We start from the raw sequence: 24,020 nt of genomic DNA on the forward strand, positions 1-24,020 counted from the left end.
CCGAACGGGGGCCGACGCTCCGGGTCAGGGCCGCGACGATGATCGGCATCGTTGCGAATCGTGACCGTATTGACGGAGACGCCGCTTTGGGGATACTCCCCTCATGGATCTCCGGCTACCTTATACAAACTGCAGGAAATCTGCAGAAACCGCAGGTCAGCGACCCGAGTCAGGTGCCGGAACTGTCCGTTTCGTCGCCGCCGCCGGTGATCGAGGCGATCACCCCCGCCAGATCGTCGGGCTTCACGAGCACCTCACGCGCCTTGGAGCCCTCGCTGGGGCCGACCACTCCGCGCGTCTCCATCAGGTCCATGAGACGGCCGGCCTTGGCGAACCCGACCCGCAGCTTGCGCTGCAGCATCGACGTCGACCCGAACTGGCTCGACACGACCAGTTCGATCGCCTGCAGGAGATCGTCGAGGTCGTTGCCGATGTCGCTGTCGATGTCCTTCTTGTCGCCCGCCTTCGCCGCGGTGACACCCTCTGTGTACTCCGGCTCGGCCTGCTCCTTGGAGAAATCGACGACCGCGGCGATCTCCTCGTCGGTGATGTAGGCACCCTGCATGCGGATCGGCTTGTTGGCGCCCATCGGGAGGAACAGGCCGTCGCCCATGCCGATCAGCTTCTCGGCACCCGGCTGATCCAGGATGACGCGTGAGTCGGTCAGCGACGACGTCGCGAACGCCAGCCGCGACGGCACGTTGGTCTTGATCAGACCGGTGACGACATCGACCGACGGACGCTGCGTCGCGAGCACCAGATGGATGCCGGCGGCGCGCGCCTTCTGGGTGATCCGCACGATCGCGTCCTCGACGTCGCGGGGCGCGGTCATCATCAGGTCGGCGAGCTCGTCGACGATGGCCAAGATGTACGGATACGGCTTGTAGACGCGTTCGCTGCCCAGCGGGGCGGTGATGTCTCCCGACCGGACCTTCGAGTTGAAGTCGTCGATGTGGCGCACCCGCGACGCCTTCATGTCCTGATAGCGCTGCTCCATCTCCTCGACGAGCCAGGCGAGTGCGGCGGCGGCCTTCTTCGGTTGCGTGATGATCGGCGTGATGAGGTGCGGGATCCCCTCGTACGGGGTGAGCTCGACCATCTTCGGGTCGATCAGGATCATCCGCACCTGCTCCGGTGTCGCACGGCTGAGCAGCGACACGAGCATCGAGTTGACGAAGCTCGACTTGCCCGAGCCGGTCGACCCCGCGACCAGCAGGTGCGGCATCTTCGCCAGGTTGGCGCTGACGAAATCTCCCTCGATGTCCTTGCCGAGCCCGATCACCAACGGATGCTTGTCCTTCCGGGTCGACGGCGAATTCAGCACGTCGGCCAGGCGAACCATCTCACGGTCGGAATTGGGGACCTCGATACCGACCGCGGACTTGCCGGGGATCGGCGCGAGCAGGCGCACGTTGTCCGTTGCCGCGGCGTAGGCGATGTTGCGTTGCAGCGCGGTGATCTTCTCGACCTTCACGCCCGGGCCGAGTTCGATCTCGTATCGCGTGACGGTCGGCCCGCGGGTGTATCCGGTGACCGCGGCGTCGATCTTGAACTGCTCCAGCACGCCGGTCATCCGGTCGATCATGTCGTCGTTGGCGCTGCTGCCCATCTTCGGCGGATCGCCCTCGAGGAGAAGGTCGGCGGGCGGCAGGCGATAGTCCCCGTCCGCGGTGGGATCGGACGGGATGAACGCCTCGTCGTCCGACATCCCCTCGTCCGTCATCTCATCGTCGAGATCGGGTTCGTGCCGGGGCTCCGGTTCGGGTGCGGGACGCGGCGCGGATCGCGCGGTGGCCCGCCGGGCCGGGGTGGCGCGGGTACGGGAGCTCGGCGCGATCACCTCGGTGACCTGCTGGTCGGCATCCGCGAAGTTCTCGGTGACGGCCTCCTCGAGCGGGGCGACGTCGGCGACGTCGGCGGGCTTGCGCCGCGACGTCCGTCCCGAGGTCCGCGCCGGCGCCGAATCCGGCGGGTAGTTGTCGTACGGGTTCGACGAGTACGGCCGACGCCGGGACCGCGACTCGAGCGCACCGGAGTCCCAGGGATCCGACTCGGCGCTGTCGGTCTCGGTATCGGGGTCGTCGAAATCCGGATCGTCGTAGTTCTCGGCGTCGGCATCCCACTCGTCGTCGTCCCAGGGCGCGTCGTCGCCTCGTCCGACACCCAGCCCGAGGTAACCGGCGGCGGCGTCCACGACCTCGCGGACGGTTCGGCCGCTGAGGATGAGTACGCCGAATGCCATGCACAACAACAGGATCGGCACCGAGACCCACGCGGTGACGCCCGCGGTCAACGGTGTGCCCACCGCGAAGCCGACGAACCCGGCCGCGCCGGACCGTCCGGGGAGGTCGACCGGCGCGCCGGCGACGAGGTGCATCAGACCGAGCAGCGGAAGGATCACCAGGAACCCACCCGACAGGTAGCGGCCGCGTCGCTCCGGGGCGGCCGGCCGTCGCATCAGGACCACTGCCAGCGCGAGGAGACCGACCGGCACGAGCACGGCCGCCGACCCGATGACCGCGCGGATGAGGGCCTCGATGAAGGCGCCCACCGGACCCGCCGCACCGAACCACACACTGGCGCCGACGAGCAGACCGAAGGCGAGGAGACCGAGTGCTGTCCCGTCCCGCCGATGGCTGTGACCGCCGGGCCGGGGTCGACCGTTGCCGTCGGACCCGTCGTCGAACTCCTCGAAGTCCGGGTCGGTGTCGTCGATGTCGTCGAACTCTCCGACGACTTCGGTGCGCGGTCCGCGGCCGACGCCCGAGCCCGCCCGGGCGGCGCTGCCGACGCCCCGCGCGAACAACGACCATCCGGCACCGATGCCCTTGCCCACCGCGGACGCCCCTGCCGCGGCGACGGAACGACGATGCAGGTCCACCGACTCCGCTGGTGCAGCGGACCGGGAACTCTTCCGCGATGCCCCGGCCTTCGACCTCGTCGAGGCACCGGCGCCCGTCTGACGACGCGAACCACCGCTCTTCGAACCGCCGCTCTTCGAACCGTCACCCGTCGAGCGGCGAGCGGCGGTCGAACTCCCTCGAGCCGAACTCGCCCGCCCCGAACCACCGCGAGCGGATCCACCGCGCGTGGAACCAGCAGCGCCGCGCGCGGAGGACGCGCGTGTACCCGTGCTTGCTTTCGAAGCCATACCGACAGACTAGTGGGCAGCGGTCACATCAGTCACACGGGCAACACAGACAACGAATGCGTGTCGAAGTTGTGATCGCTCAGAGGCCGCGCGAACTCTCGCGGACGCCCGTGATCGCGGCGGCGTCACCGGCGAATGTGACGTCGACCGGTGTACGGCCGAACGCGAACAGCACCAGCTCACCGACACGACCGGTCACGATGACGTCGTCACCCGATCCCGCCGTCACCAGATCCTCGCCGTCCGGGGTGCGCAGGGTCACGCGGGCCGGGACCTTCTTGAGCGTCATCCGGCCCATCGACTTGGCCGGCGTGCGCAACTCCGCCTCGAGTTCGGGGGCCAGCGACCGGGGCGTCCACGGCCCGTCGGGGTCGGCGCCGCCACGCAGGACGTCTTCGTGGTGGACGAACATCTCGGCCAGGTTGGCGAATCGGTCGACCAGCTTGAACGGCGAGTAGACCGGCGGCCCCGAGGCGAGCAACGCCAGTTGGGCATCCCAGTCCTTCGACGTCGCCTGGGCCCGCACCTTCTCGGTGTGGCCGGCGAAAGCCGGGATGAGGATGCCCGGCCCGGTGTCCGGGCGTCGTTCCCGGACCACGAGATGCGCCAACAGATCGCGGGTGGTCCAGCCCTCACACAAGGTGGGCGCGTCGGGGCCCACCTTTCGAAGGGTCTCGACGAGGGCTGCTCTTTCCTTCTGCGCTCCGGTCACACGACCACGGTAGCGACAACGCCGTGGTCTCGTTCCTCGACGCCGGTCAGTCCCCGACCGCGATGACCGTCGGCACGATCATCGGACGGCGACGATAGGCGGTCGACACCCAGCGCCCGACCGCACGGCGAATCCCCTGGGCGATCCGGTGCGTGTCGGAGACACCCTCGGCCGCCAGCGAATCCAGCGTCTGGTTGACGATGTCCGCCGCCTCCTTGAGCGCGTCCGGGTCGTCGGAGAAACCGCGTCCGGAGACCTCGGGTGTGCTCACCGCACGGCCCGTCGTCACGTCCACGGCGACGGTGATGGCGATGAAGCCACCCTCCCCCAGCACGAGCCGTTCGGAGAGCGTCGACTCCCCCACGTCGCCGACCGAGAGGCCGTCGACGTAGACGTGCCCGACCGGAACCCGTCCGACGATGTCGGCGCGACCGTCGACGAGGTCGACCACCACGCCGTCCTCGGCGAGGACGACCCGGTCCTCGGGCACACCGGTCGCTACCGCGAGCGCGGCGTTGGCGCGCAGGTGCCGCCATTCGCCGTGCACGGGCATCGCATTCGAGGGGCGCACCGCGTTGTAGAGGTAGAGCAGCTCACCGGCCGAGGCGTGGCCCGAGACATGGACCTTCGCACTCTGCTGGGTGATGACGGTCGCGCCGCGCTTGGCCAGCCCGTTGACGACGGCGAACACCGAGTTCTCGTTGCCGGGGATGAGCGAGGACGCCAGCACGACGAGGTCGTCGGCCCGGATGTTGATCTGCCGGTGCTCTCCGCGCGCCATCCGGGAGAGCGCGGACAGCGGCTCGCCCTGCGAGCCGGTGGAGATCAGCACGACGCGGTGGTCGGGCAGGGTTGCCGCGGTGTCGAGATCGACGACGACGCCGTCGGGTACCGAGAGGTAGCCGAGATCCTGCGCGATCTGCATGTTGCGCACCATCGAACGGCCGACGAAGGTGACCCGCCGATTGTGGGTGTGCGCCACGTCGATGATCTGCTGGATGCGATGGACGTGGCTCGCGAACGACGCCACGATGACCCTCTGTGTGGCCTTGCCGATGACCTGGTCGAGCACCCCGCCGATCTGACGTTCCGGGGTCACGAAACCGGGCACCTCGGCGTTGGTCGAGTCCACCAGGAACAGGTCGACGCCCTCATCGCCGAGGCGGCTGAACCCGGCGAGGTCGGTGAGCCGGCCGTCGAGGGGCAGCTGGTCGAGCTTGATGTCGCCGGTGTGCAGCACGACGCCGGCGGGGGTCCGGATCGCGACGGCCAGGGCGTCCGGGATCGAGTGGTTGACGGCGAAGTACTCGCACTCGAACGGGCCGTGCGAGGTCTTCTGACCTTCGACGACCTCGACGAGCTTGGGTCGCAGGCGATGCTCGCGACACTTGGCCTCGACCAGGGCGAGCGTGAACTTCGCGCCGATCACCGGGATGTCGCTGCGTAGCCGGAGCAGGAACGGCAGAGCGCCGATGTGGTCCTCGTGGCCGTGGGTCAGGATCACCGCGTCGACGTCGTCCATGCGGTCTTCGATGTAGCGGAAGTCCGGCAGGATCAGGTCGACGCCCGGCTGGGCGTCCTCGGGGAAGAGCACACCGCAGTCGACGATCAGCAGACGGCCGTTGTATTCGAAGACGGTCATGTTGCGGCCGATCTCGCCGATCCCGCCGAGCGCCACCACGCGCAGACCACCCTTGGGCAGTCGGCGGGGTGTGCCCAGTCGGTCGACAGGGGCCGGGGTTGCCGGTTCGGGCCGGCGGCCGCCGCGGGCGTCGCCGCGCTCGTGGCGGGGGCGACGGGTGTTCGACGCGGGACTCGCCGGACGCTTGGCCGCGTGCTTCGGCGAGTTCGCGTCGGACTTCGGTTCCGATGATCCGGTCCGCTCGGCTCGCGCGCGCCGGGGTTGCCGTGCCTTCGAGGTCACCTCGACGGGCTCGGCGGACGGGGTGGGCTCGGCGGGCGGGGTCGGCTCGGCGGGGGGCGGACTCGGCGGGCCGGCCTTGCGGGCGGCAGCCCGGCGTCGGGTCCGGGGGCGGACGGTGCCGGCGGTGTCGTTGCCGGTGGTGTCGTTGTCGGTCATCAGATCAGCACACCCGCCGCGCGCAGATCCACGATCAGTTCCTCGATCTGCGCCGGGTTCGCGGGCACCTGCGGCAGGCGCGGGTCGCCGACCTCCAGCCCGAGGATGCGCAGTGCCGCCTTCACCATCGTGACCCCGCCGAGGCGCCCCATGGCGTTGACCAGCGGCAGCATCGAGGTGTTGATCGCGCGGGCGGTCGGCAGATCGCCCTTCTCGACAGCGATCTGCATGTCGCGCAGGCGATCCGGGACGAGGTGGCCGATGACGCTGACATAACCGGTCGCGCCGATCGACAGCCACGGCAGGTTGAGTGCGTCCTCGCCGGACAGGTACTCCAGGCAGGTGCTGGCGATCAGGCCGGCCGCCGAGTGCAGGTCGCCCTTGGCGTCCTTCACCCCGCGGATGTTGGGGTGTTCGGCCAGGGCGAGCATCGTCTCGTTCATGATCGGGACCACCGATCGCGGCGGGATGTCGTAGAGCAGCACCGGCAGCGCGGTGGCGTCGGCGACGGTCCGGAAGTGCGCGAGGAGCCCGGCCTGCGGCGGCTTCGAGTAGTACGGGGTCACCACGAGGAGCGCGTGCGCACCGATCTTCTCGGACTCGATCGCGAACCGGACGCTCTCGGCGGTGTCGTAACTGCCTGCGCCCTGGGTGATCCGGGCCCGGTCGCCCACCGCGTCGAGGACCACCCGCAGCAACTCGAGCTTCTCCGGCACGGTGGTGGTCGGCGATTCACCGGTGGTGCCGGACACGACCAGCCCGTCACATCCCTTGGCAACCAGATGGTCGGCGAGGACGGCGGCCTTGTCCAGATCGAGGCTTCCGTCCGGGCGGAAGGGGGTGACCATCGCAACCACGTTCGTCCCGAAGGGATGCTCGTGCAGCGGTTCCTGGACTGCGTTCATGGTGCTCAAGGCTACCGCCTCCCTGTTGGTGACGATCCTCACCCTTCCAGCACGAATGGTGAGGTGGCGACCTCGGTCCCGTCGGCCAGGGTGCCGATCTCGAAATCGCCGAACACGGTGGGCGCCACCCGCATCAACTGGCGTAGACACTCCACCGCGAGCTGGCGGATCTCGACGTCGGCGTGCTCGGTGGCGCGCATGCCGACGAAGTGCCGCCAGGCGCGATGGTTGCCGGTGACGACGATCTTTGTCTCGGTGGCGTTGGGCAGTACGGAGCGAGCGGCCTGACGTGCCTGTTTCCGACGCAGGATGGCGTTGGGGACGTCGGCGAACTTCGCCTCCAGCGCCGCGAGGAGCTCGGTGTAGGCCGCCCGGCTCGCGTCGGTCGCCGCGGTGAAGAGGTCCTCGAGCTCCGGGTCGCCCACGATCGCCGGCGGCGCCACGACGTTGGAGTCGTGCTCGGGCACGAACCGCTGGGACAGTTGCGAGTACGAGAAGTGGCGGTGCCGGATCAGTTCGTGGGTGCACGAGCGGGAGATGCCGCTGATGTAGAACGTCACCGATGCGTGTTCGAGCAGCGACAGGTGCCCGACCTCGAGGATGTGCCGCAGGTAGCCGGCATTGGTGGCGGTACGCGGGTTCGGCTTGTCCCAGCTCTGGTAGCACGCCCGGCCGGCGAACTCGACCAACGCCTCACCGCCCTCGGCGTCGGTGCTCCACGGCACGTCTCCCGGCGGGGTGAACTGGGTCATCGCCACCATCTGCACCTTCAGCGGCACCAATTCGGACACGCATGTCTCCTGTCGTCCGTCGCGGCCACACGTCCGCGTGCCGCGCGGTATCCGATTCTCCCCCACCACGTGAGTACCGCACCGTCGGGCTCCGCCCGCGGTAGAGTCCCTGCAGGCGTGGGCGAGTACCCGGGGGTGGATGCGATGACGACGCGACGCGACTTCCTGCGCACGGGTGCGGTCGTGACCGGTGCGGCGCTCGCCTCCCCCGCCGTCGTCGCCCAGGGCGCGCCGCGGTCGCCCGGGCCCCCGTCGGCGGCAGTGTTCCGCCACGGCGTCGCGTCCGGCGACCCGCTCCCCGACGCCGTCGTCCTCTGGACCCGCATCACCCCGACCCCGGCTGCGACACCCGGTTCCGGCCTGGGGCCGCAGAGCCTCGTCCGCTGGGAGATCGCCCGGGACCCCGGCTTCGGCGCCGTCGTGGCCGCGGGCGAGGTGCGGACGTCCGCCGACTCCGACCATACGGTGAAGATCGACGCGTCGGGTCTGGCGCCGCGCACCTGGTACCACTACCGCTTCACGGTGCTGTCCGGACCCGCCACCGGCGCGGTGTCGCCCGTCGGTCGCACGTRCACCGCCCCCGCGACCGGTGCCGACGTCGCGAAGATCCGATTCGGCGTCGTGTCGTGTGCCAACTGGGAGGCCGGATACTTCGCCGCCTACCGGCATCTGGCCGCGCAGCCGGCACTCGACGCGGTGGTCCACCTGGGCGACTATTTCTACGAGTACGAGACCGGGCGATACACCGGCAAGACCGGAACCGTCCGGCCGCACGACCCCCGCCACGAGATCGTCACCCTGCGCGACTACCGGACACGCCACGCGCAGTACAAGACCGACCCCGACCTCGCCCGGCTGCACCGGGACCTGCCGTTCATCTGCATCTGGGACGACCACGAGTCGTCGAACGACTCGTGGTCGGGCGGGGCGGAGAACCATCAGGCGGGCGAGGGCTCCTGGGCCGCGCGGCGCACCGCCGCGCTTCGCGCGTACGCCGAGTGGATGCCGATCCGCCCCGCCGTCGACACCGCGGGCCGGCACCTGTTCCGCAGGCTCCGCTTCGGCCGTCTGCTCGAGTTGTCCATGCTGGATCTGCGCTCCTACCGCGACCTGCAGGTCAGCGCCCGGTCGGCGGCCATCGACGATCCCGCCCGCACGATCCTCGGCCGGGCACAGATGTCCTGGCTGACCAATGGACTCACGTCGTCGGAGACCCGCTGGAAGATCGTCGGCAACCCGGTGATGATCGCCCCGGTGCTGATCCCCCCGCTGGATCCGCAGACAACCGGCGCGGTCACCGCACTGCTCGGCATCCCGCGCGAGGGCATCCCGTACAACGCCGACCAGTGGGACGGTTACGCCGCCGATCGTCGACGTCTCCTCGAATCGCTGCGCCGCAATCGCGTCGACAACGTCGTCTTCATCACCGGTGACATCCACTCGTCGTGGGCGTGCGACATCCCGGCCGACCCGGCGAACTATCCCGGCGGCGGGAGTGTCGCAACGGAATTGGTCGGCACCTCGATCACGTCGACCAACATCGACGACATGCTGAACGTGCCCGCCAACACCGCCGGGGTCGCGGTGTCCTCGGCCTTCGCTGCCACGAACCACCACGTGCGCTGGAGCGAGTTCGACGCGCACGGGTATTCGGTCCTGACCGTGACGCCGGCGGCGACGCAGATGGACTGGTACTTCGTGCACGACAAGACGAATCCGCGCTCCGGCCAGTATTACGCGAAGTCCTACCGGGTCGCGAACGGCACCCAGCGGGTCGTCCCGGCGGGTGGGCCGGTCGACTAGCTGCCCGTCTCAACCTGATCCAGCAGCGCCGACAACTTCGCGTGGGTGTCGGGCCAGCCGTGGACGGCGATCGAGGTGATCCCGAGGGCCTTGACCGGATAGTCGTTGCCGCCCTCGTCGAGCCGGTCGCCGAAGAACAGGATGTCGCTGGTGCTGAGGCCGAGGATGTCCATCAACTTCAGTGCGCCGTAAGCCTTGTCGATGCCCTTCTTGGTGACGTCCACCGACGTCGAACCGCCGCTGCGCACCTCGAGGTCGGGAAGTCGCTCGGCGGCGTAGGCCCGCAGGGACTCCTTCTTCGCTCCGTCGGGGTCCCAGGCCGCCTTCGCGTCGACGGGCGCCTTCTGCCCCAGCGCGCTGAAGGTGATCTGGCTGCCGCGGTCCTCGAGGATGTCACCCCACGTCTCGCTCTCCCAAAGGCCGAGCTCTTTCGCGCCGGCCTCCAGCACGTCGAGCGTGCGCTGCTTCTCGTCGTCGGTGAGGAACTCCGCGTAGACCGTCTCCCAGTCGTTCCCGGACCACCGCACGTACTGCGTTCCGCACGTCGGCATGAGGTGGAGGTTGGCGACGCTGTCGAAGTTGCCGAGCCGCGCGAGAACCTGCTTCTCGAACTGGGTGAAGTTGCCGCCGGAGATGATGCAGCCCAGGCTCACGTCGAGCATCCGACGCAGCAGATCGACCATCTGGTCGTCGAGCGGGCTCTTCGACGGGGCCAGGGTGTCGTCGAGATCGAACATCACCAATCGGTAGTCGTTACCCTCATACGACACGGTCATCGCTTCGTCTCCCATCGCTGTCGTGAACTTTCGATCCTCAGCATTGCATCACCCGGTGTGGGTCACGCGCCGTGCAGCACCCGTTGCAGGTCGGGCGCCAGGTCGCCGCGTCCGGACACGACGACATCGTCGAGGTCTTGCCAGCCGGCGAAGCTCCGCAGATCCGCGGACAGCCGTTCGGCGACGAGGCCTCGGGAACGACCCGGCTCGCAGTAGGCCCCGAGCACCTGCAGGGTGCGGTTCTTGCGGTCGGCCTTCAGGTCCACGCGCGCGGCGATGTCGGTGCCCAGCAGATACGGCAGCACGTAATAGCCGTGCACGCGTTTGTGTTCGGGCACATAGATCTCGATGCGGTAGTGGAAGTCGAAGAGTCGTTCGGCGCGGGGGCGGAAGAACACGAGCGGGTCGAACGGCGACAGGATCGCCGAGGCGTCGACGCGCCGCGGAATCACCGCGCCGGCGGCCAGGTAGGCCGGGTCGCGCCAGCCGTCCACGAAGATCTCCTGCAGCACACCGTCCTCGACGAGTTCGGCGACCGCAGGCCGCGCGTCGGCCGGCCGGAGCCGGTAGTAGTCGGCCAGATCGGCCACGGTGGCGACACCGAGCGCCTGGGCGGCACGGCTGACGAGTTCACGGTGCGCCTGCCCACGGTCGGGTCGCAGCGCGACGATGTCCGCGCCGACGATCCGTTCGGTGAGGTCGTAGTGCCGCACGAAGTTCCCGTTGCGGACCGCCGACAGGTCACCGGCGGCGAACATGGCCTCGCACAGGTGCTTGACCTCACCGCGCTGCCACCAGCTCCCGGCTGCACCGGGTTCACGTTCGATGCCCAGTTCCGCTTCGATGGCACGGGGCGTGGTCGCGCCGACCGCCTCGATCACGGCCCGGATGTCGCCGACCAGAGAACGGTTGCGACGCATCACGTCTCGCGTGTGCCGATACCGACCGTCGGCGAAGTCGTCCATCCGCCATCGGAAGAGGGGCCAGTCGGGCACCGGGATCAGCGCGGCTTCGTGGGCCCAGTACTCGACGAGCAGCCGTCGACCGCGCCCCGGCTGCCACGCGGCGCGGTGCAACAGGTCGGGATCGTAGGCACCCAGGCGAGAGAACAGCGGCATGAAGTGCGCACGCGCGGCAATGTTGACCGAGTCCATCTGCAGCAGCCGCGTCCGGCCGACGACGCGCTTCAGGTGTGCCATGGTGGGCGCGGCAGCGGGCCGGCGGTCGGTGAAACCCTGTGCGGCGAGCGCGATTCGACGCGCCTGCGCGATCGAGAGACGATCCGGCGCCATCAGCCCTGCCGAGCGCGCCGATAGTCGACGAAGCGATACCCGATGCCGCTCGTCGAGGTCTGCCACTCACCGCGATGTGCCAAAGCCCACTCGTCGGTGATCTCCGGAGCGAACGCGTCGGCGCCGTCGACCTCGACGTCGATCTCCGTGACACACAGTTCGGTCGCGAATTCCATTGCCAAGCGGTAGATCTCGCCGCCGCCGATGATTCCGACCCGTTCGCCACCGGCCAGCTCGAGCGCCTCGGCGACCGATCCCGCGACCGACGCGCCGTCGGCCGACCAGCTCGCGTCGCGGGTGACGACCACATTGGCGCGACCGGGCAGCGGCCGAAATCGCGGCGGCAGCGAATCCCATGTCTTGCGGCCCATGACAACCGGGTGCCCGACCGTCAGTTCCTTGAACCGCGCCACATCTTCGGGGACCCGCCACGGGATCGTGTTGTCCCGGCCGATCGCCCCGCCGCGTCCCTGCGCCCAGACCAGGCGCACCTCACGCGAGCCCTCCCCCGCGAGGTCGGACGTCACACCGCCACCGGGGCTTTGATCCCGGGATGGGACCGGTAGTCGATGATGGCGATGTCGTCGTACTCGTAGTCGAAGATCGAATCCCGCTTGCGCAGTTCGAGTTTCGGGTACGGATACGGGTCGCGTGACAGCTGCAACGTCACCTGCTCGACGTGGTTGTCGTAGATGTGGCAGTCGCCGCCGGTCCACACGAACTCGCCGACCTCGAGGCCCGCCTGCTGGGCCATCATGTGCGTCAGCAGCGCATACGATGCGATGTTGAACGGCACGCCGAGGAACAGGTCGGCGCTGCGCTGGTACAGCTGGCACGACAGTTTGCCGTCGGCGACGTAGAACTGGAAGAACGCGTGGCAGGGCGGCAGTGCCATCTGCGGGATCTCCCCCACGTTCCATGCGGACACGATGTTCCGGCGCGAATCGGGGTTGGTCTTGAGCAGGTCGAGGGCGGCCGCGATCTGGTCGATGTGCTCACCGGACGGTGTCGGCCAGCTCCGCCATTGCACGCCGTAGACGGGTCCGAGTTCACCGTTCTCGTCGGCCCACTCGTCCCAGATCGAGACCCCGCGCTCCTGCAGCCATCGGACGTTGGAGTCGCCGCGCAGGAACCACAGCAACTCGTAGACGATCGACTTCAGATGCACCTTCTTGGTGGTGATCAGCGGGAAACCCTCGGCGAGGTCGTAGCGCAATTGCCTGCCGAAGAGGCTGCGCGTCCCGGTCCCGGTGCGGTCGGCCTTCGGCGTCCCTGTCTCCATGACGAGGCTCAGCAGGTCCTCGTACGGAGTCGGGATGGTCCCGGTCGATGACATGTCGCGGATGGCCGTGCTCACGGGTGCCAGTCTAGGCAAAGCAGTAGTCGCACCGCCGGGCGCACGACACGGCCCCGACTCGGCCTGTGACGGCTGTGACACGTGTGATCCGAGCGGTAGGCTCCTCCCGTGGCCACCCGCAGCACCACCCGCGCCAATCGGTACGCGAAGCGTCGTCGCAAGCGTGTCGCCGCCCGCGACAACGACCTCACCGACGCCCAGTGGCTCGCGCTGCAGGAGGCCTGGGGTGGGTGCGCGTACTGCGGTGCGGTGGGCGTCGCGCTGCAGCGCGACTGCATGCTGGCCATCTCCCGCGGCGGCCGGTACACCGTCGCCAACGTCGTGCCGTGCTGCGGTTCGTGCAATGCGAGCAAGTGCAATTCCGAGGTCACGACGTGGATGCGGCGGAAGAAGCTGGACGAGAAGGCGTTCCTGGTCCGGCAATTCGAGGTGAGCCGCGCGCTCGCCGCCGCCGTCGACCCGGCCGCCGGCCAGGACGAGTGATCAGCCGGCCCGCGCCGCGCGTCGTACTCGCCCGGGCGAGGACCCGTTGACCCGCTTGAACGCCCGGCTGAACGCCGCCTCGGACGAGTAGCCGAGTCCGCCCGCCACCGACGCGACAGACGCGTTCGGGTCACGAAGACGATCCGCCGCCACACACATCCGCCACCGGGTGACGTACTGCATCGCCGGCTCGCCGACGACGGCGGTGAACCGGGCCGCGAACGTCGACCGCGACATCGCGCACTCACGGGCCAGTCGTTCGACGCTCCACTCCCCCGCCGGATCGCGATGGACCGCGGCGACCGCACGCCCGAGTTGTGGATCGGCGAGAGCCCCGAGCCAGCCGGTGCGGGTGCCCTCCGCGTCCTGCAACCACGATCGGATGGCGTGGATGACGATGATGTCGGACAACCGGGTGATGACCGCCTCCCCGCCGGGCCGGAGTTCGCCGGCCTCGTCGATCACGATGCGCATGAGGTCCCGCAGCCACGAGTTGCTCGCACCCGCACGGGAATCGGTGGCGCGGATGGCGAGGATCGGCGGCAGCATCGAGGTCAGCGACCGTGCCGAGGGATGGTCGAACCGGACGACGGCACAGATCAGGACCGAGCGTTCGGGCCCGTCGCCGCCGTGGCGCAGGACGGCATACCGATCGCTCAGGTAGTCGTGCGGCAGATCGGTGACGACCGGGGCGAACGTCGCCTCGCCGTCTCCGCGGATGACGTGCGACCGGCCGTGCGGCACGACGACGAGATCTCCCGGTGCGAATCGCAGCGACTCACCGTCCGGCGCGGACAACCGCAGCGACCCCGACACGACGAGGTGCACGCACAGACAGTCCTCCCAGACCGGCATGGTCAGCGCCCAGGGCTCGGTGAGCTCCGACCGGCAGTAGAAGGCGCCGTTCAACCGGAAGAAGTGCAGGGCCTCCCCGAGCGGGTCGGGGCTGTGGAACGGGTCCGGGTGACTGCCGTCGGGTCTGCGCACCCGTCCATGATCGGTCATCGTGATCCGATCGTCTGCCGTTTCGGACGATTGAGCATGCATTGCGGACTGTGAGCGCTGTTTCGTCCGGCAACTCCGCTTCACTCTGGACATACGACATCGAACGATTCAGGAGGTCCTCATGTACACAATCCTCGGGGCAACAGGCACCGTCGGCGCACAGGTCACCACCCGCCTGCTCGACGCCGGACACCGGGTTCGGGCGGTCGGGCGTTCTTCTGAGCGGCTCGACGCCCTCGCTCGGCTCGGTGCCGACACCGCGGTAGCCGACACCACCGATTCGTCCGCGCTCGCCACCGCCATGCGCGACTCGGACGCGGTGTTCGTGATGCAACCCGTGGATCACACTGCCGCCGACCACCTCGCCTCGCAGCGGACGATGACCGACGCGATCGTCCGCGCCCTCCGCGAGTCGGGTGTGCCGCGTGTGGTCGCGCTCAGCAGCGTCGGCGCCGAGATCAGCTCCGGCACCGGATTTCTGGTCGGTCTGCACATCCTGGAGCAGCGGCTGGCGGAGTTGTCCGGCGTCGAGGTGCTCGCTCTGCGTGCCGGCTGGTTCTACGACAACGCCCGCTCGTACCTCCCGCTGATGCAGAATGCGGGCATCGTCGCGGACTCGCTGGATCCGCATGTGGCGGTTCCGATGGTCGCCACGCGGGACATCGCCGCGGCAGCGGTGGATGCGCTGGTCGGAACAGGCTGGGGCGGTAAACATCTGAGCCGGGAAATCCTGGGTCCGGTGAACGTCGACCAGGCCACCGTGACGGCCGCGTTGGGACGTGCCTTCGGCCTTCCGAAGCTGCGGTATGAGCGCTTGTCCGACGACGACATGGTCGCGACGCTCGTCGACGAGGCCGGATTCAGTCCCGATGTCGCAGGCCATCATGTGGGCATGACACGGGCCATCAACGACGGCCGGGTCGTCGGCCGACGTCCGGGGACCACGGTGCTCACCGGGCCGACGACCATCGACGACTACGCCACCGGCCTGGCGGCAGCCGCGATGGCGACGACTTCGAGTCCCACCGATCAGCTGTCCCGCTGATAGACATCCGGAATGCCGTCGTGGTCGTCGTCGCGCATCTCCTCTTCGGCGACCCGGCGATAGTGGCGGTTGCGCATCCGCAAGATGACCGCCGCGGCCGAGGCGGCCGCCAGTGAACCGACCAGCACACCGATCTTGACGTACTCCGCGCGGTCGGATTCCGGGTCGTACGCCAGGTCGCCGATGAGCAGCGACACGGTGAAACCGATGCCGGCGAGCATCGCGACACCGGTGACGTCGATCCACCGGATGCTGGCGTCGAGGGTGGCGCGCGTGAACCTGGCGAGAAGTGCGGTGGTGCCGACGATGCCCACCGTCTTGCCGACCACCAGACCGAAGATGATGCCCAGCGCAACGGGGTTCGTGAGCGCCTCGCGGAGTCCGCTGAGACCGCCGATCGTGACGCCGGCGGCGAAGAAGGCGAACACCGGGATGGCGAAGCCGGCCGAGATGGGCCGGACCCGGTGTTCGAAATGCTCTGCCAGGCAATGCCGGGTATCCGTCTCATCGCTCCCGACCCGCCGGAGCACCGGGACCGTGAAGCCGAGGACGACGCCGGCGACGGTGGCGTGAACGCCGGACTCGTGGACGAATGCCCACGTGAGGGCCGCCAGCGGGAGCAGGAGCCACCACGCGGTGATCCGCCGCTGCACGAGAACGGCGAACGCTGCGAGTGGGATCAGGGCCAGGGCCAGCGCGGTGCCGTTGATGGTTTCGGTGTAGAACACCGCGATCACCGTGATGGCCAGCAGGTCGTCCACGACGGCCAGGGTGAGCAGGAAGGTGCGCAGCGCGACGGGCAGGTGCGTGGAGAGCACGGCCAGCACGGCGACCGCGAACGCGATGTCGGTGGCGGTGGGAATGGCCCAGCCCTGCACCGCTCCGTCGCCCGCCCGCATGGTGACCGCAACGAAGATGAGTGCGGGAACAGCCATTCCACCGACCGCCGCGGCGATGGGCAGCGCGGCCCGCGCGGGGTCGCGGAGGTCGCCGGCGACGAACTCGCGTTTCAGCTCCAGACCGACGACGAAGAAGAAAATGGCGAGCAGACCGTCCGCCGCCCAGGTGGCCAGGGAGAGATCGAGGTGCAGACCGAGCGCGTCGGACCCCACATGGATGTCGCCGAGGCCGAAGTAGGCGGCCGACCATGGCGAGTTGGCCCATAGAAGGGCTACGACCGCGGCGACGAGCAGCAGCATGCCGCCGATGGTTTCGCGCCGGAAGATGTCGGCGATGCGGGAAGCTTCGGGCCAGGAGCCGCGCGAGAAGAGCGTCGGGGTGGCCCGACGGGAGTCGGTGTCAGTCATGGTGCGTACGGAGTCCTTCGTCGGGTGGGCTACGTACGCGTCGTGGCCGCCCCCTCGTGCGGGGCTCACCGTCAACGCGCAGCCGACCAGACTTCCCGGCACACCGCGTGTCAGTCTAACAGCTAGGCGCCTACGCGGCCCTGTGCACGGCGGGCTCTAGGTGAGTTGTGTTGCGCTGCTTCCATTCCCACACCGCGAAGAGCACCTCGGTGGTGTATCCCAGGTCCATTCGACCACCGCCGACCGGCACCGTCGCATCTACGCCGATCCGTTGATCGGGTCGCCACCCGCCCGGTTTCGACGTAGGTGGCGCCGCCTCGATCTCAGTGCCGTCCGGGCGATGAAACGTGAACCGCTGCAACCCATGCGCGGTGATCGCAAACTCGCCCCGATGCAACGACCGATGACACGACCCACACAACAAGATCAGATTGTCCGGATCCGTCCGCCCACCCGCCGACCAGAACACCACATGATGGGCATGCAGATGACGCGTCCGACCACACCCCGGCACCTGACAACACCGATCCCGCACGAACAACGCCCGCACCAACGCCTTGTTCGGCGCCCGCTTCCGACGACCCACCCCCAACAACGCCAACTTCCCCGGCTGACCGGGAACCCGGCGGCTCACCACCTCCCGCGTCGACGCCCCACACCGGGCCTCGTCCACCTCAGCCTCCGACAACCCGGGTCCATCATCGAGATGAGCCGACTCCACCCCCTCACCCGCATGGATCAGGATCTCCGCACCCGGAGCAAGATCAGGCATCGATATCCCGTCATGCACCATGTCGGCCATCGCCACCACCGCCGGCGCCACATTCGACGGCACCTGCCGCCACAGATCCCGACGCCGAGACGGAACCACCTCCGAATCCTCTGATTCTGAACCGGATTCAGTGTTCCGCGGAACACGCTCGACCGACGGCAGATCCGGGTCATCACACGTCCGGGTGCGTTCATATTCCGCCCGCACCGTCCCAGCAAGGAACCGCGCCCCATCCAACGGACTCAACCGCAGCGACACCGACAACGACCCGTCATCGTTCCACTTCCACCGGCCGGTCGACTCCACCGGTGGCCGGCTGTTCTCCTCGACGCCACGGTTGCGGTCGATCTGGGCCATCGCCCGCACCGCCCGATCCAACTGACTCGCCGTGCACGACAACGCCAGATTCACCAACTCCGCCTCACGCTCCGGTGTAGCTACCCGTGTCAACGCGCGGACCTTCGAATACGTCAGCCGACCTTCGCGAAAAGCCTTGCGGATCACCGGCAATTCTCGTAGCGCCTTGGCGACCCTCAACTGCTCATGCGCCGTTCGCGGTGCGATGCCGGCCTTCCACGACAACCAGTGCGCCAGCGAGTGAATCCCCGGCCCCCGCCACGACTCCCGCTCATCCAATTCCGCCACCAGGTCAAGGAAGTTCGCTGTCAGAGCCGTGATCTGAGCGGCATAACCCAGCACCCGAGCCTCGAGCACCTCATCCGACAGCGACTCCGGATCCGCACCGTCGAACATCGACGACACATCTCCACCGGAACGAAAAGCACTGACCCGCACCGCAACCCCCAGAACCGAACGAGAAGTACAGCAACAAGGTATCGCCAGGCACCGACAATTCCTCGAGCCTCAACCCAAGGTTCAGAGTGTTCCGCGGAACACTCGCGAGCTACTCCAGAAGCTCAAACGAATCGTCGCGATGACGTCGATCCCGTGTCCATCTCCGCCGCATCTCTGTACTTTCACAGGTGGCCGAGAGAGCGCTGATCGACGAGCGGCAACCAACGCCGACCTAGACCGCGCTCTTCGGCTCATCCGAGACGACCAAGACTCACGCCATCACGCCCTCGCAGTCATCCAATCCGGCAGCGCGCCGGAGTCGTCCACTATCAAGCCACGGAGGTCGCGGGTTCGAGGCAACCTTACCTACGGCGGGTGTCGGACCTTGGTCCCAGAGTTCGAGCCATGCCACAATCAACGCCTCAGGCGGTCATCGAGGGGTTCTTGCTGAGGGTGCGTCGCATCATGGCCCACTCGCTGATCCGTGAACAGGCTGACCTCATGGCCCGACTTCATGACGGCACTGTGCAGATTTCGGTCACCCGGAATGTGAAGACGGGGGACGAATCCCACCGGATCAAGATCGAGTATCCCCCCGAGGAGGCGATGGAATCCCTGGCGAGCCGGGTACGTCCGCTGGTTCTAGCCAGGGAGCCGATCTATTGCGTCAAGGTGCTCGACGCCCTCGAGGAAGTGGTGGGCACCGACGCGCTCGATGAGGAGATCGACCCAGACTGGTGGCGCGACAGCTGGAGAACGATCATCGACGGCAGCGGCGAGGCACAGGCGTACCTAGTCGGCACCGCCAGCGGCCAAATCACCGACCGCAAGCTCATGTACGCCTGGATCTACGGCGACTTGGTTCACGCCACCACGCCGCGATCCCAGTGATCAAAGAGCTCAGCATCGACGACCGCTACCACGCAGCCGCCCCGGGATCGCGCGGATCTGTCATCTGGTTATTACCACCCACCTCATGATCATGAGCTTGATCGACAGGGAAACTCGCGGTCGATCCGCAAGTGTTCGCCGAAAAGGTGGTGGTCACTAAGACAAGCGTGGACCGTGAAGCAAAGGTCTACACGGCTCCCGCGGGCGAGGACGGAAAACCACCGCCGATGCCCAGCGACCCGTCACAGGATCTCGACTCCACCCAGTGGCAATCAATTCACCAGGCACTCATCGACGCAGGGTTGATCGACTCCGACGAGATTGGGCATGTCATCAACGCCGACACCGAGCACGCCGAGAACAGTGCACCGGGGTCGATCGACACGGACCGAATGAATGATGCTGCGCCACAATCAATCCTATCGAAGAATGCGTTGTCATTCAGGCCGCTCGAGGGAGATCCAGGCGCTCTTAGTCGACACAATAAGCGCACCAGCGGCCGCTCCCCACTCGCTCACCCCTCCATCAACCCCGCTGCCACCGTCGCACCCAACTCCCAGCACGCTTCGCGGTCGTCCTTGCCCGGGGCGCCGGAGACGATGACATGCTCGGCGGCCTTCGTCCACCCGAGGCCGGAGGTGATCGAATCGACCGCTCGCACAGCCCCTTCGGTGCCCTGGTTGCCGTGCAGGTAGAGCCCGAACGGCCGACCCTGAGTCGAGTCGAGGATCTGGTAGTAGCTGACGTCGAAGGCGTGTTTCATTGCGCCGCTGATGTATCCGAGGTTGGCGGGCGTGCCGAGGAGGTATCCGTCGGCGTCGAGGAAGTCGGAGGCGGTGACGGCGAGCGCCGCGCGTCGGATCACCTCGACGCCTTCGATCTCGGGGTCGGTCGCGCCGGACACGACGGCCTCGAACATCTCCTGGCATGCCGGTGACGGGGTGTGGTGGACGATGAGCAGCCGGCTCATCGGACTACTGCTCCCGGCCGTGGTACTGGGCGACAGCCCGTTTCATCATCGAGCGGGCACGGGTGCGGTCGCCGGCGTAGTCGTAGGCACGGGCGATGCGGTAGGTGTTGCGCCAGTCGCTCGGGTCGGCCTCCCATTCGGCCTTCACCTGGGCGAAGAGCTCGTCGGCCGCGTCGCGCTCCATCCGGCCCGATGCGCGGTGCGGCAGGTTCGAGATGTCGAGTTCACGTCCCTCGTCGGCCATGATGGCGGCGAGTTTCTGGTGCTCGAGGCCCGCCCGCAGCGTCGCGTAGACCAGCCACGCCCCGATCAGCGGCAGCGCGATCACGCCCAGACCGAGACCGATCCCGGCGGCCGACCCAGAGGCGATCAGCTGGAAGCCACGCCATCCGAGCAGAACGAAGTACACGATGAGCGCCACGACGAGGAATGCGATCATCCAGACGATCGGACGGGAGTCCTTCTTGCGCGGGCCGAGTCGGGGTGCGCCGCCCTCGGTGTCGTCGTCGTGGGCTGGTTCGTTCGGCGGGCCGGAGGAGGTCATCGTCAGAGGTCCATCAGTTCTTCGAGCCCGATCGTGAGCCCGGGACGGCCGGCGATGCTCCGCACGCCCAGGAGCACTCCGGGTGCGAACGACGCCCGGTCGAGGGAGTCGTGCCGGATGGTCAGCGTCTCGCCTTCGGTGCCGAGCAGCACCTCCTGATGTGCCACGAGTCCCGCGAGGCGCACCGAGTGGACACGTACGTCGTCGACGACCGCGCCGCGGGCGCCGTCGAGTTCCTCGGTCGTGGCATCGGGACTGCGTCCGACACCGGCCTCGGCCCGCGCGCGCCCGATCAGCTCTGCCGTCCGATAGGCGGTTCCCGACGGCGCGTCGGCCTTGTGCGGGTGATGCAACTCGATGACCTCGACCGAGTCGTAGTACTTGGCGGCCTGGGCGGCGAAACGCATGGACAGCACTGCGCCGATCGCGAAGTTGGGTGCGATGAGGACGCCGACGCCGGGGTTCTCCGACAACCAGCCGCGGACGGTGTCGAGGCGTTCCTCGGTGAATCCGGTGGTCCCGACGACGGCGTGAATTCCGTTGGCGATGAGGAACTTCAGGTTGTCCATGACCACATCGGGATGGGTGAAGTCGACGACGACCTGGGTCTCGGTGTCGGTGAAGAACTCGAGTGAGTCACCTTTGTCGACGCCCACGGTGTAGGTGAGGTCGTCGGCATTCTCGACCGCCGCGACGATCGCCTGCCCGACCTTGCCCTGGCTGCCCAGGACGCCCACCTTGATACCGCTCATGTCCACCTCTTCGTGTCGTGTCCTGCCGGCCGAGTCGCTGCCGGGCCAGTCTAGTGGCGTCTCGCCTCAGAAGATCGGGGCACCGCCGCGGCGGTGTTCGAACACCAGCGACGTGGTGGTTCCGGCGACCTCCGGCCGGCCGTTGAGTCGTTCGACGAACTGGCGCAGCGCCTCGGTGTCGGCGGCGGCGACATGCAGCAGGTAGTCGTCGGTGCCGGCGAGGAAGAACACGTCGATCACCTCGTCGTGGGTGGCGATCTCGCCGACGAAGCGCCGGATCTGACCGCGCGCGTCGGACTGCAGACTGACGGCGACCATGGCACGCAGCGGGCGCCCCAGCGCCGCCGGGTCCACGTCGGCGAAGAAGCCGCGGATGATGCCGAGGTCGACGAGCCGACGCAGGCGGCCGTGGCAGGTCGACGCGGCGATGCCGACGCGCTGCGCCAGTTCGCTGTTCGGCATCCGCGCATCGGACTGCAGCAGGCGGAGCAGCTCCCGGTCCGTCGCGTCGAGTTCACCGGCCCGAACATCCTTCGGTGTGGTGGCCATCGCGCCCTCCGTCCTCACACGATCGTCGGCAGACCGAGCTGCACGAGAATATTCTTCCGCACGATTGTGCCATGGCCGATGTTCCTTCACGCTGAAAACCAGTTCATCGAGGAACGTTCAGGAGACCACAACCCGACGGAGTCATCATGCGCATCGGCATCCCTACCGAGATCAAGAATCACGAATACCGCGTGGCCATCACCCCCGCCGGCGTCGCCGAACTCCACCAGCGCGGCCACGACGTGATCGTCCAGGCCGGCGCGGGCGAGGGATCCGCCATTGCCGACAACGACTTCAAGGCCGCCGGTGCACAGATCCTGGGAACCGCCGCCGCGGTCTGGGAGCAGGCCGAACTACTGCTGAAGGTCAAGGAACCGATCGCCTCGGAGTTCGCGCTGATGCGCCGGGATCAGACGCTGTTCACCTACCTGCACCTGGCCGCCGGCAGGGCCTGCACCGACGCGTTGCTGGCGTCGGGCATCACCTCCATCGCCTACGAGATGGTCCGGACCGCCGACGGCGCGCTCCCGTTGCTGGCCCCGATGAGCGAGGTCGCCGGACGCCTCGCACCGCAGGTGGGTGCCTATCACCTGATGCGTTCGGCGGGCGGTCGGGGCGTACTCATGGGTGGCGTGCCGGGAACCGAGCCCGCCGACGTGGTCGTTCTCGGCGGTGGCGTCAGCGGCGTGAACGCGGCGCAGATCGCGCTCGGCATGGGCGCCCAGGTCACCGTCTTCGACATCGACATCGCCAAACTCCGATCGATCGACGCCCGCTTCGGCGGCCGCGTCCACACCCGGTACAGCACGGCCCTGGCGGTCGAGGAGGCGGTCGTCGGTGCCGACCTCGTCATCGGAGCCGTCCTCGTGCCGGGCGCCAAGGCACCGGTCCTCGTCTCGAACGGCACGGTCGCCCAGATGAAGCCGGGCGCGGTGCTCGTCGACGTCGCGATCGACCAGGGCGGCTGCTTCGAGGACTCTCGACCCACCACCCACGACGACCCGACCTTCGCCGTCCACGACACCGTCTTCTACTGCGTCGCGAACATGCCTGGCAACGTCGCGCGTACGTCGACACAGGCGCTCACCGGTGCGACCCTCCCCTACGTCCTCCGGCTGGCCGACTCGGGAACGGAGCAGGCGTGCGCAGCCGACCCGGCACTCGCCTCGGGACTGAGCACGCGGCAAGGTCAACTGTTCACCGCCGAGGTCGGCGCCGCACTCGACCTGGACGTGTCGCCGAACCCCTTCGCGCACAACTGATCAGAACGTCAGCGTGGTGGTTCCGCGGCGTCGGCCCCGCCAGCCGTAGCGGCGCTCGGTCATCGATCCGTGGCCGTCGTACCCGACGAGCAGCAGGGTCGATGCCCGGGTGCCGTACCCGGAGATGTTGATGAACATCGGCGACAGCGCCGCCTCGGCCTCGGGTCCGACGCCGGTGTCGGGCAGACGCGTCGGGTCCGGCCGATCCTGGTCGGCCAGCATGGCGAAGTAGGACTCGTCCGGAGACCCAGCCGACCCGCCGCCGTCTGCCTCGACCAGACCACTCAACGCCGCCGCGCCGTCGACGACCTTAGGCCAGTCGTTGTCCAGGGCGCCGTTGGACAGACCGTGCACGCCGTCGGCCACCCGCTCGGCGCGCGGTTCCGGCCAGTTGGTCATCCACCACAGCTCGTCCCGATCGGCGACGAGCAGATTCACCGGATCGTACGCCGCCGCATCGTCGAGGACCCGGTGAGCGTACACCTTCGGGTCGTCGTCGCCGACCAGATAGTCCACGGGAAGCTGTCCGCGCGAACGGATTCCGGCCCGTCGAGCCGGCCCGACCCGGACGTTCGTGACCATGGCCACCCGGTCGGGGACCTCGGCCGAGACAGCCATCCACGTACCGCCGGCGACGGCATCGCGACCGCCGAGGATCGGCAGGTCGTCCCAGTGCGACAGCGCGAAGGTGCGGCGACGGTGCTGCTCGTCCCGATTGGCGGCCACGATCAACCGCTGAGTGGGGTGCGCGTTCCACGCAAAAAGGATCAGGCACATC

At 68.2% G+C, this 24,020-nt stretch carries 22 protein-coding genes; 5 read left to right on the forward strand and 17 right to left on the reverse strand.

Features of this window, described 5'->3' with window-relative positions; genetic code table 11:
* Positions 1-169 precede the first annotated feature (169 nt).
* From A9310_RS00330 to thyX, 5 genes are all read right to left on the reverse strand, one after another.
* Positions 170-3,151 carry a DNA translocase FtsK gene (locus A9310_RS00330; RefSeq protein ID WP_254661138.1) on the reverse strand — a complete coding sequence of 994 codons (2,982 nt, stop codon included), beginning with the start codon at positions 3,149-3,151 and terminating at the stop codon, positions 170-172.
* 79 nt (positions 3,152-3,230) lie between these two features.
* Complete coding sequence (locus tag A9310_RS00335; RefSeq protein ID WP_058250173.1) at positions 3,231-3,863, reverse strand: TIGR03085 family metal-binding protein; 633 nt, start codon at positions 3,861-3,863, stop codon at positions 3,231-3,233.
* 46 nt (positions 3,864-3,909) lie between these two features.
* Positions 3,910-5,943, reverse strand: coding sequence for a ribonuclease J (locus A9310_RS00340; protein WP_065628930.1), 2,034 nt, complete (start codon positions 5,941-5,943; stop codon positions 3,910-3,912).
* Complete coding sequence (dapA, locus tag A9310_RS00345) at positions 5,943-6,848, reverse strand: 4-hydroxy-tetrahydrodipicolinate synthase (RefSeq protein WP_065628931.1); 906 nt, start codon at positions 6,846-6,848, stop codon at positions 5,943-5,945. Before dapA ends, A9310_RS00340 begins: the two co-directional genes overlap by 1 nt.
* Before the next feature lie 38 nt (positions 6,849-6,886).
* Positions 6,887-7,639, reverse strand: coding sequence for an FAD-dependent thymidylate synthase (gene thyX / locus A9310_RS00350; RefSeq protein WP_065628932.1), 753 nt, complete (start codon positions 7,637-7,639; stop codon positions 6,887-6,889).
* A gap of 144 nt (positions 7,640-7,783) precedes the next feature.
* Here thyX and A9310_RS00355 point away from each other — a divergent pair, with 144 nt between their 5' ends.
* Entirely contained in the window at positions 7,784-9,442 is a 1,659-nt protein-coding gene (locus A9310_RS00355) for an alkaline phosphatase (protein WP_065629073.1), read from the forward strand.
* Here A9310_RS00355 and A9310_RS00360 read toward each other — a convergent pair.
* The 4 genes from A9310_RS00360 to A9310_RS00375 all read right to left on the reverse strand — a co-directional run bounded on the left by A9310_RS00360 (position 9,439) and on the right by A9310_RS00375 (position 12,867).
* Positions 9,439-10,218 carry an HAD-IIB family hydrolase gene (locus tag A9310_RS00360; RefSeq protein WP_058250306.1) on the reverse strand — a complete coding sequence of 260 codons (780 nt, stop codon included), beginning with the start codon at positions 10,216-10,218 and terminating at the stop codon, positions 9,439-9,441. The two genes, A9310_RS00355 and A9310_RS00360, sit on opposite strands and share 4 nt — an antisense overlap.
* 62 nt (positions 10,219-10,280) lie before the next feature.
* Positions 10,281-11,510 carry a winged helix-turn-helix domain-containing protein gene (locus A9310_RS00365; RefSeq protein WP_065628933.1) on the reverse strand — a complete coding sequence of 410 codons (1,230 nt, stop codon included), beginning with the start codon at positions 11,508-11,510 and terminating at the stop codon, positions 10,281-10,283.
* Positions 11,510-12,037, reverse strand: coding sequence for a dihydrofolate reductase (locus tag A9310_RS00370; protein WP_065628934.1), 528 nt, complete (start codon positions 12,035-12,037; stop codon positions 11,510-11,512). The genes A9310_RS00365 and A9310_RS00370 overlap by 1 nt, the downstream gene beginning before the upstream one ends.
* Positions 12,034-12,867 carry a thymidylate synthase gene (locus tag A9310_RS00375; RefSeq protein ID WP_065628935.1) on the reverse strand — a complete coding sequence of 278 codons (834 nt, stop codon included), beginning with the start codon at positions 12,865-12,867 and terminating at the stop codon, positions 12,034-12,036. Before A9310_RS00375 ends, A9310_RS00370 begins: the two co-directional genes overlap by 4 nt.
* Positions 12,868-12,975: 108 nt before the next feature.
* Here A9310_RS00375 and A9310_RS00380 point away from each other — a divergent pair, with 108 nt between their 5' ends.
* Entirely contained in the window at positions 12,976-13,350 is a 375-nt protein-coding gene (locus A9310_RS00380; RefSeq protein WP_058250166.1) for an HNH endonuclease, read from the forward strand.
* Here A9310_RS00380 and A9310_RS00385 read toward each other — a convergent pair whose 3' ends face one another.
* On the reverse strand, positions 13,351-14,355 hold the full coding sequence (locus A9310_RS00385; protein ID WP_083207187.1) for an AraC family transcriptional regulator: 1,005 nt from the start codon (positions 14,353-14,355) through the stop codon (positions 13,351-13,353).
* A 121-nt stretch (positions 14,356-14,476) separates the two neighbouring features.
* On the opposite strand from A9310_RS00385, the gene A9310_RS00390 reads away from it, so the two are divergent.
* Entirely contained in the window at positions 14,477-15,400 is a 924-nt protein-coding gene (locus A9310_RS00390; RefSeq protein ID WP_065628936.1) for an NAD(P)H-binding protein, read from the forward strand.
* Here A9310_RS00390 and nhaA read toward each other — a convergent pair.
* Positions 15,385-16,707: a Na+/H+ antiporter NhaA gene (nhaA, locus tag A9310_RS00395; protein WP_065628937.1), complete on the reverse strand. Its 1,323-nt coding sequence runs from the start codon at positions 16,705-16,707 to the stop codon at positions 15,385-15,387. The two genes, A9310_RS00390 and nhaA, sit on opposite strands and share 16 nt — an antisense overlap.
* A gap of 130 nt (positions 16,708-16,837) precedes the next feature.
* Positions 16,838-18,232 (reverse strand): HNH endonuclease signature motif containing protein, encoded by a 1,395-nt coding sequence (locus A9310_RS00400; RefSeq protein WP_065628938.1) that lies wholly within the window; start codon positions 18,230-18,232, stop codon positions 16,838-16,840.
* Positions 18,233-18,679: 447 nt separating this feature from the next.
* Here A9310_RS00400 and A9310_RS00405 point away from each other — a divergent pair, with 447 nt between their 5' ends.
* Positions 18,680-19,165: a hypothetical protein gene (locus A9310_RS00405; protein WP_065628939.1), complete on the forward strand. Its 486-nt coding sequence runs from the start codon at positions 18,680-18,682 to the stop codon at positions 19,163-19,165.
* Positions 19,166-19,679: 514 nt separating this feature from the next.
* Here the strand turns inward: A9310_RS00405 and A9310_RS00410 are convergent.
* From A9310_RS00410 to A9310_RS00425, 4 genes are all read right to left on the reverse strand, one after another.
* On the reverse strand, positions 19,680-20,135 hold the full coding sequence (locus A9310_RS00410; RefSeq protein ID WP_083207196.1) for a flavodoxin family protein: 456 nt from the start codon (positions 20,133-20,135) through the stop codon (positions 19,680-19,682).
* 4 nt (positions 20,136-20,139) lie between these two features.
* Positions 20,140-20,679 carry a hypothetical protein gene (locus tag A9310_RS00415; protein WP_065628941.1) on the reverse strand — a complete coding sequence of 180 codons (540 nt, stop codon included), beginning with the start codon at positions 20,677-20,679 and terminating at the stop codon, positions 20,140-20,142.
* A 2-nt stretch (positions 20,680-20,681) separates the two neighbouring features.
* Complete coding sequence (gene dapB / locus A9310_RS00420; RefSeq protein ID WP_058250146.1) at positions 20,682-21,431, reverse strand: 4-hydroxy-tetrahydrodipicolinate reductase; 750 nt, start codon at positions 21,429-21,431, stop codon at positions 20,682-20,684.
* A 66-nt stretch (positions 21,432-21,497) separates the two neighbouring features.
* Complete coding sequence (locus A9310_RS00425; RefSeq protein ID WP_058250145.1) at positions 21,498-21,980, reverse strand: Lrp/AsnC family transcriptional regulator; 483 nt, start codon at positions 21,978-21,980, stop codon at positions 21,498-21,500.
* Between the two features lie 146 nt (positions 21,981-22,126).
* Here A9310_RS00425 and ald point away from each other — a divergent pair, with 146 nt between their 5' ends.
* The gene (gene ald, locus A9310_RS00430; protein ID WP_065628942.1) at positions 22,127-23,242 is read left to right on the forward strand and encodes an alanine dehydrogenase; all 1,116 of its coding nucleotides are present in this window, start codon (positions 22,127-22,129) and stop codon (positions 23,240-23,242) included.
* On the opposite strand, the gene A9310_RS00435 is transcribed toward ald, so the two are convergent.
* On the reverse strand, positions 23,243-24,019 hold the full coding sequence (locus A9310_RS00435) for an NRDE family protein (RefSeq protein WP_065628943.1): 777 nt from the start codon (positions 24,017-24,019) through the stop codon (positions 23,243-23,245). It lies immediately after the preceding gene.
* Position 24,020 lies beyond the last annotated feature (1 nt).

The sequence above is a fragment of the Gordonia sp. UCD-TK1 genome (genome assembly GCF_001691435.1).
GTDB lineage: Bacteria > Actinomycetota > Actinomycetes > Mycobacteriales > Mycobacteriaceae > Gordonia > Gordonia hongkongensis.

Excerpts from the sequence above, each read along its gene's own strand:
- A9310_RS00330 (WP_254661138.1), bottom strand. The coding sequence starts at position 3,151 with ATGGCTTCGAAAGCAAGCACGGGTACACGCGCGTCCTCCGCGCGCGGC.
- A9310_RS00340 (WP_065628930.1), bottom strand. The coding sequence starts at position 5,943 with ATGACCGACAACGACACCACCGGCAACGACACCGCCGGCACCGTCCGC.
- dapA (WP_065628931.1), bottom strand. The coding sequence starts at position 6,848 with ATGAACGCAGTCCAGGAACCGCTGCACGAGCATCCCTTCGGGACGAAC.
- A9310_RS00360 (WP_058250306.1), bottom strand. The coding sequence starts at position 10,218 with ATGACCGTGTCGTATGAGGGTAACGACTACCGATTGGTGATGTTCGAT.
- A9310_RS00365 (WP_065628933.1), bottom strand. The coding sequence starts at position 11,510 with ATGGCGCCGGATCGTCTCTCGATCGCGCAGGCGCGTCGAATCGCGCTC.
- A9310_RS00385 (WP_083207187.1), bottom strand. The coding sequence starts at position 14,355 with ATGACCGATCATGGACGGGTGCGCAGACCCGACGGCAGTCACCCGGAC.
- A9310_RS00390 (WP_065628936.1), top strand. The coding sequence starts at position 14,477 with ATGTACACAATCCTCGGGGCAACAGGCACCGTCGGCGCACAGGTCACC.
- nhaA (WP_065628937.1), bottom strand. The coding sequence starts at position 16,707 with ATGACTGACACCGACTCCCGTCGGGCCACCCCGACGCTCTTCTCGCGC.
- A9310_RS00400 (WP_065628938.1), bottom strand. The coding sequence starts at position 18,232 with ATGTTCGACGGTGCGGATCCGGAGTCGCTGTCGGATGAGGTGCTCGAG.
- A9310_RS00405 (WP_065628939.1), top strand. The coding sequence starts at position 18,680 with ATGCCACAATCAACGCCTCAGGCGGTCATCGAGGGGTTCTTGCTGAGG.
- A9310_RS00410 (WP_083207196.1), bottom strand. The coding sequence starts at position 20,135 with ATGAGCCGGCTGCTCATCGTCCACCACACCCCGTCACCGGCATGCCAG.
- A9310_RS00415 (WP_065628941.1), bottom strand. The coding sequence starts at position 20,679 with ATGACCTCCTCCGGCCCGCCGAACGAACCAGCCCACGACGACGACACC.
- dapB (WP_058250146.1), bottom strand. The coding sequence starts at position 21,431 with ATGAGCGGTATCAAGGTGGGCGTCCTGGGCAGCCAGGGCAAGGTCGGG.
- A9310_RS00425 (WP_058250145.1), bottom strand. The coding sequence starts at position 21,980 with ATGGCCACCACACCGAAGGATGTTCGGGCCGGTGAACTCGACGCGACG.
- ald (WP_065628942.1), top strand. The coding sequence starts at position 22,127 with ATGCGCATCGGCATCCCTACCGAGATCAAGAATCACGAATACCGCGTG.
- A9310_RS00435 (WP_065628943.1), bottom strand. The coding sequence starts at position 24,019 with ATGTGCCTGATCCTTTTTGCGTGGAACGCGCACCCCACTCAGCGGTTG.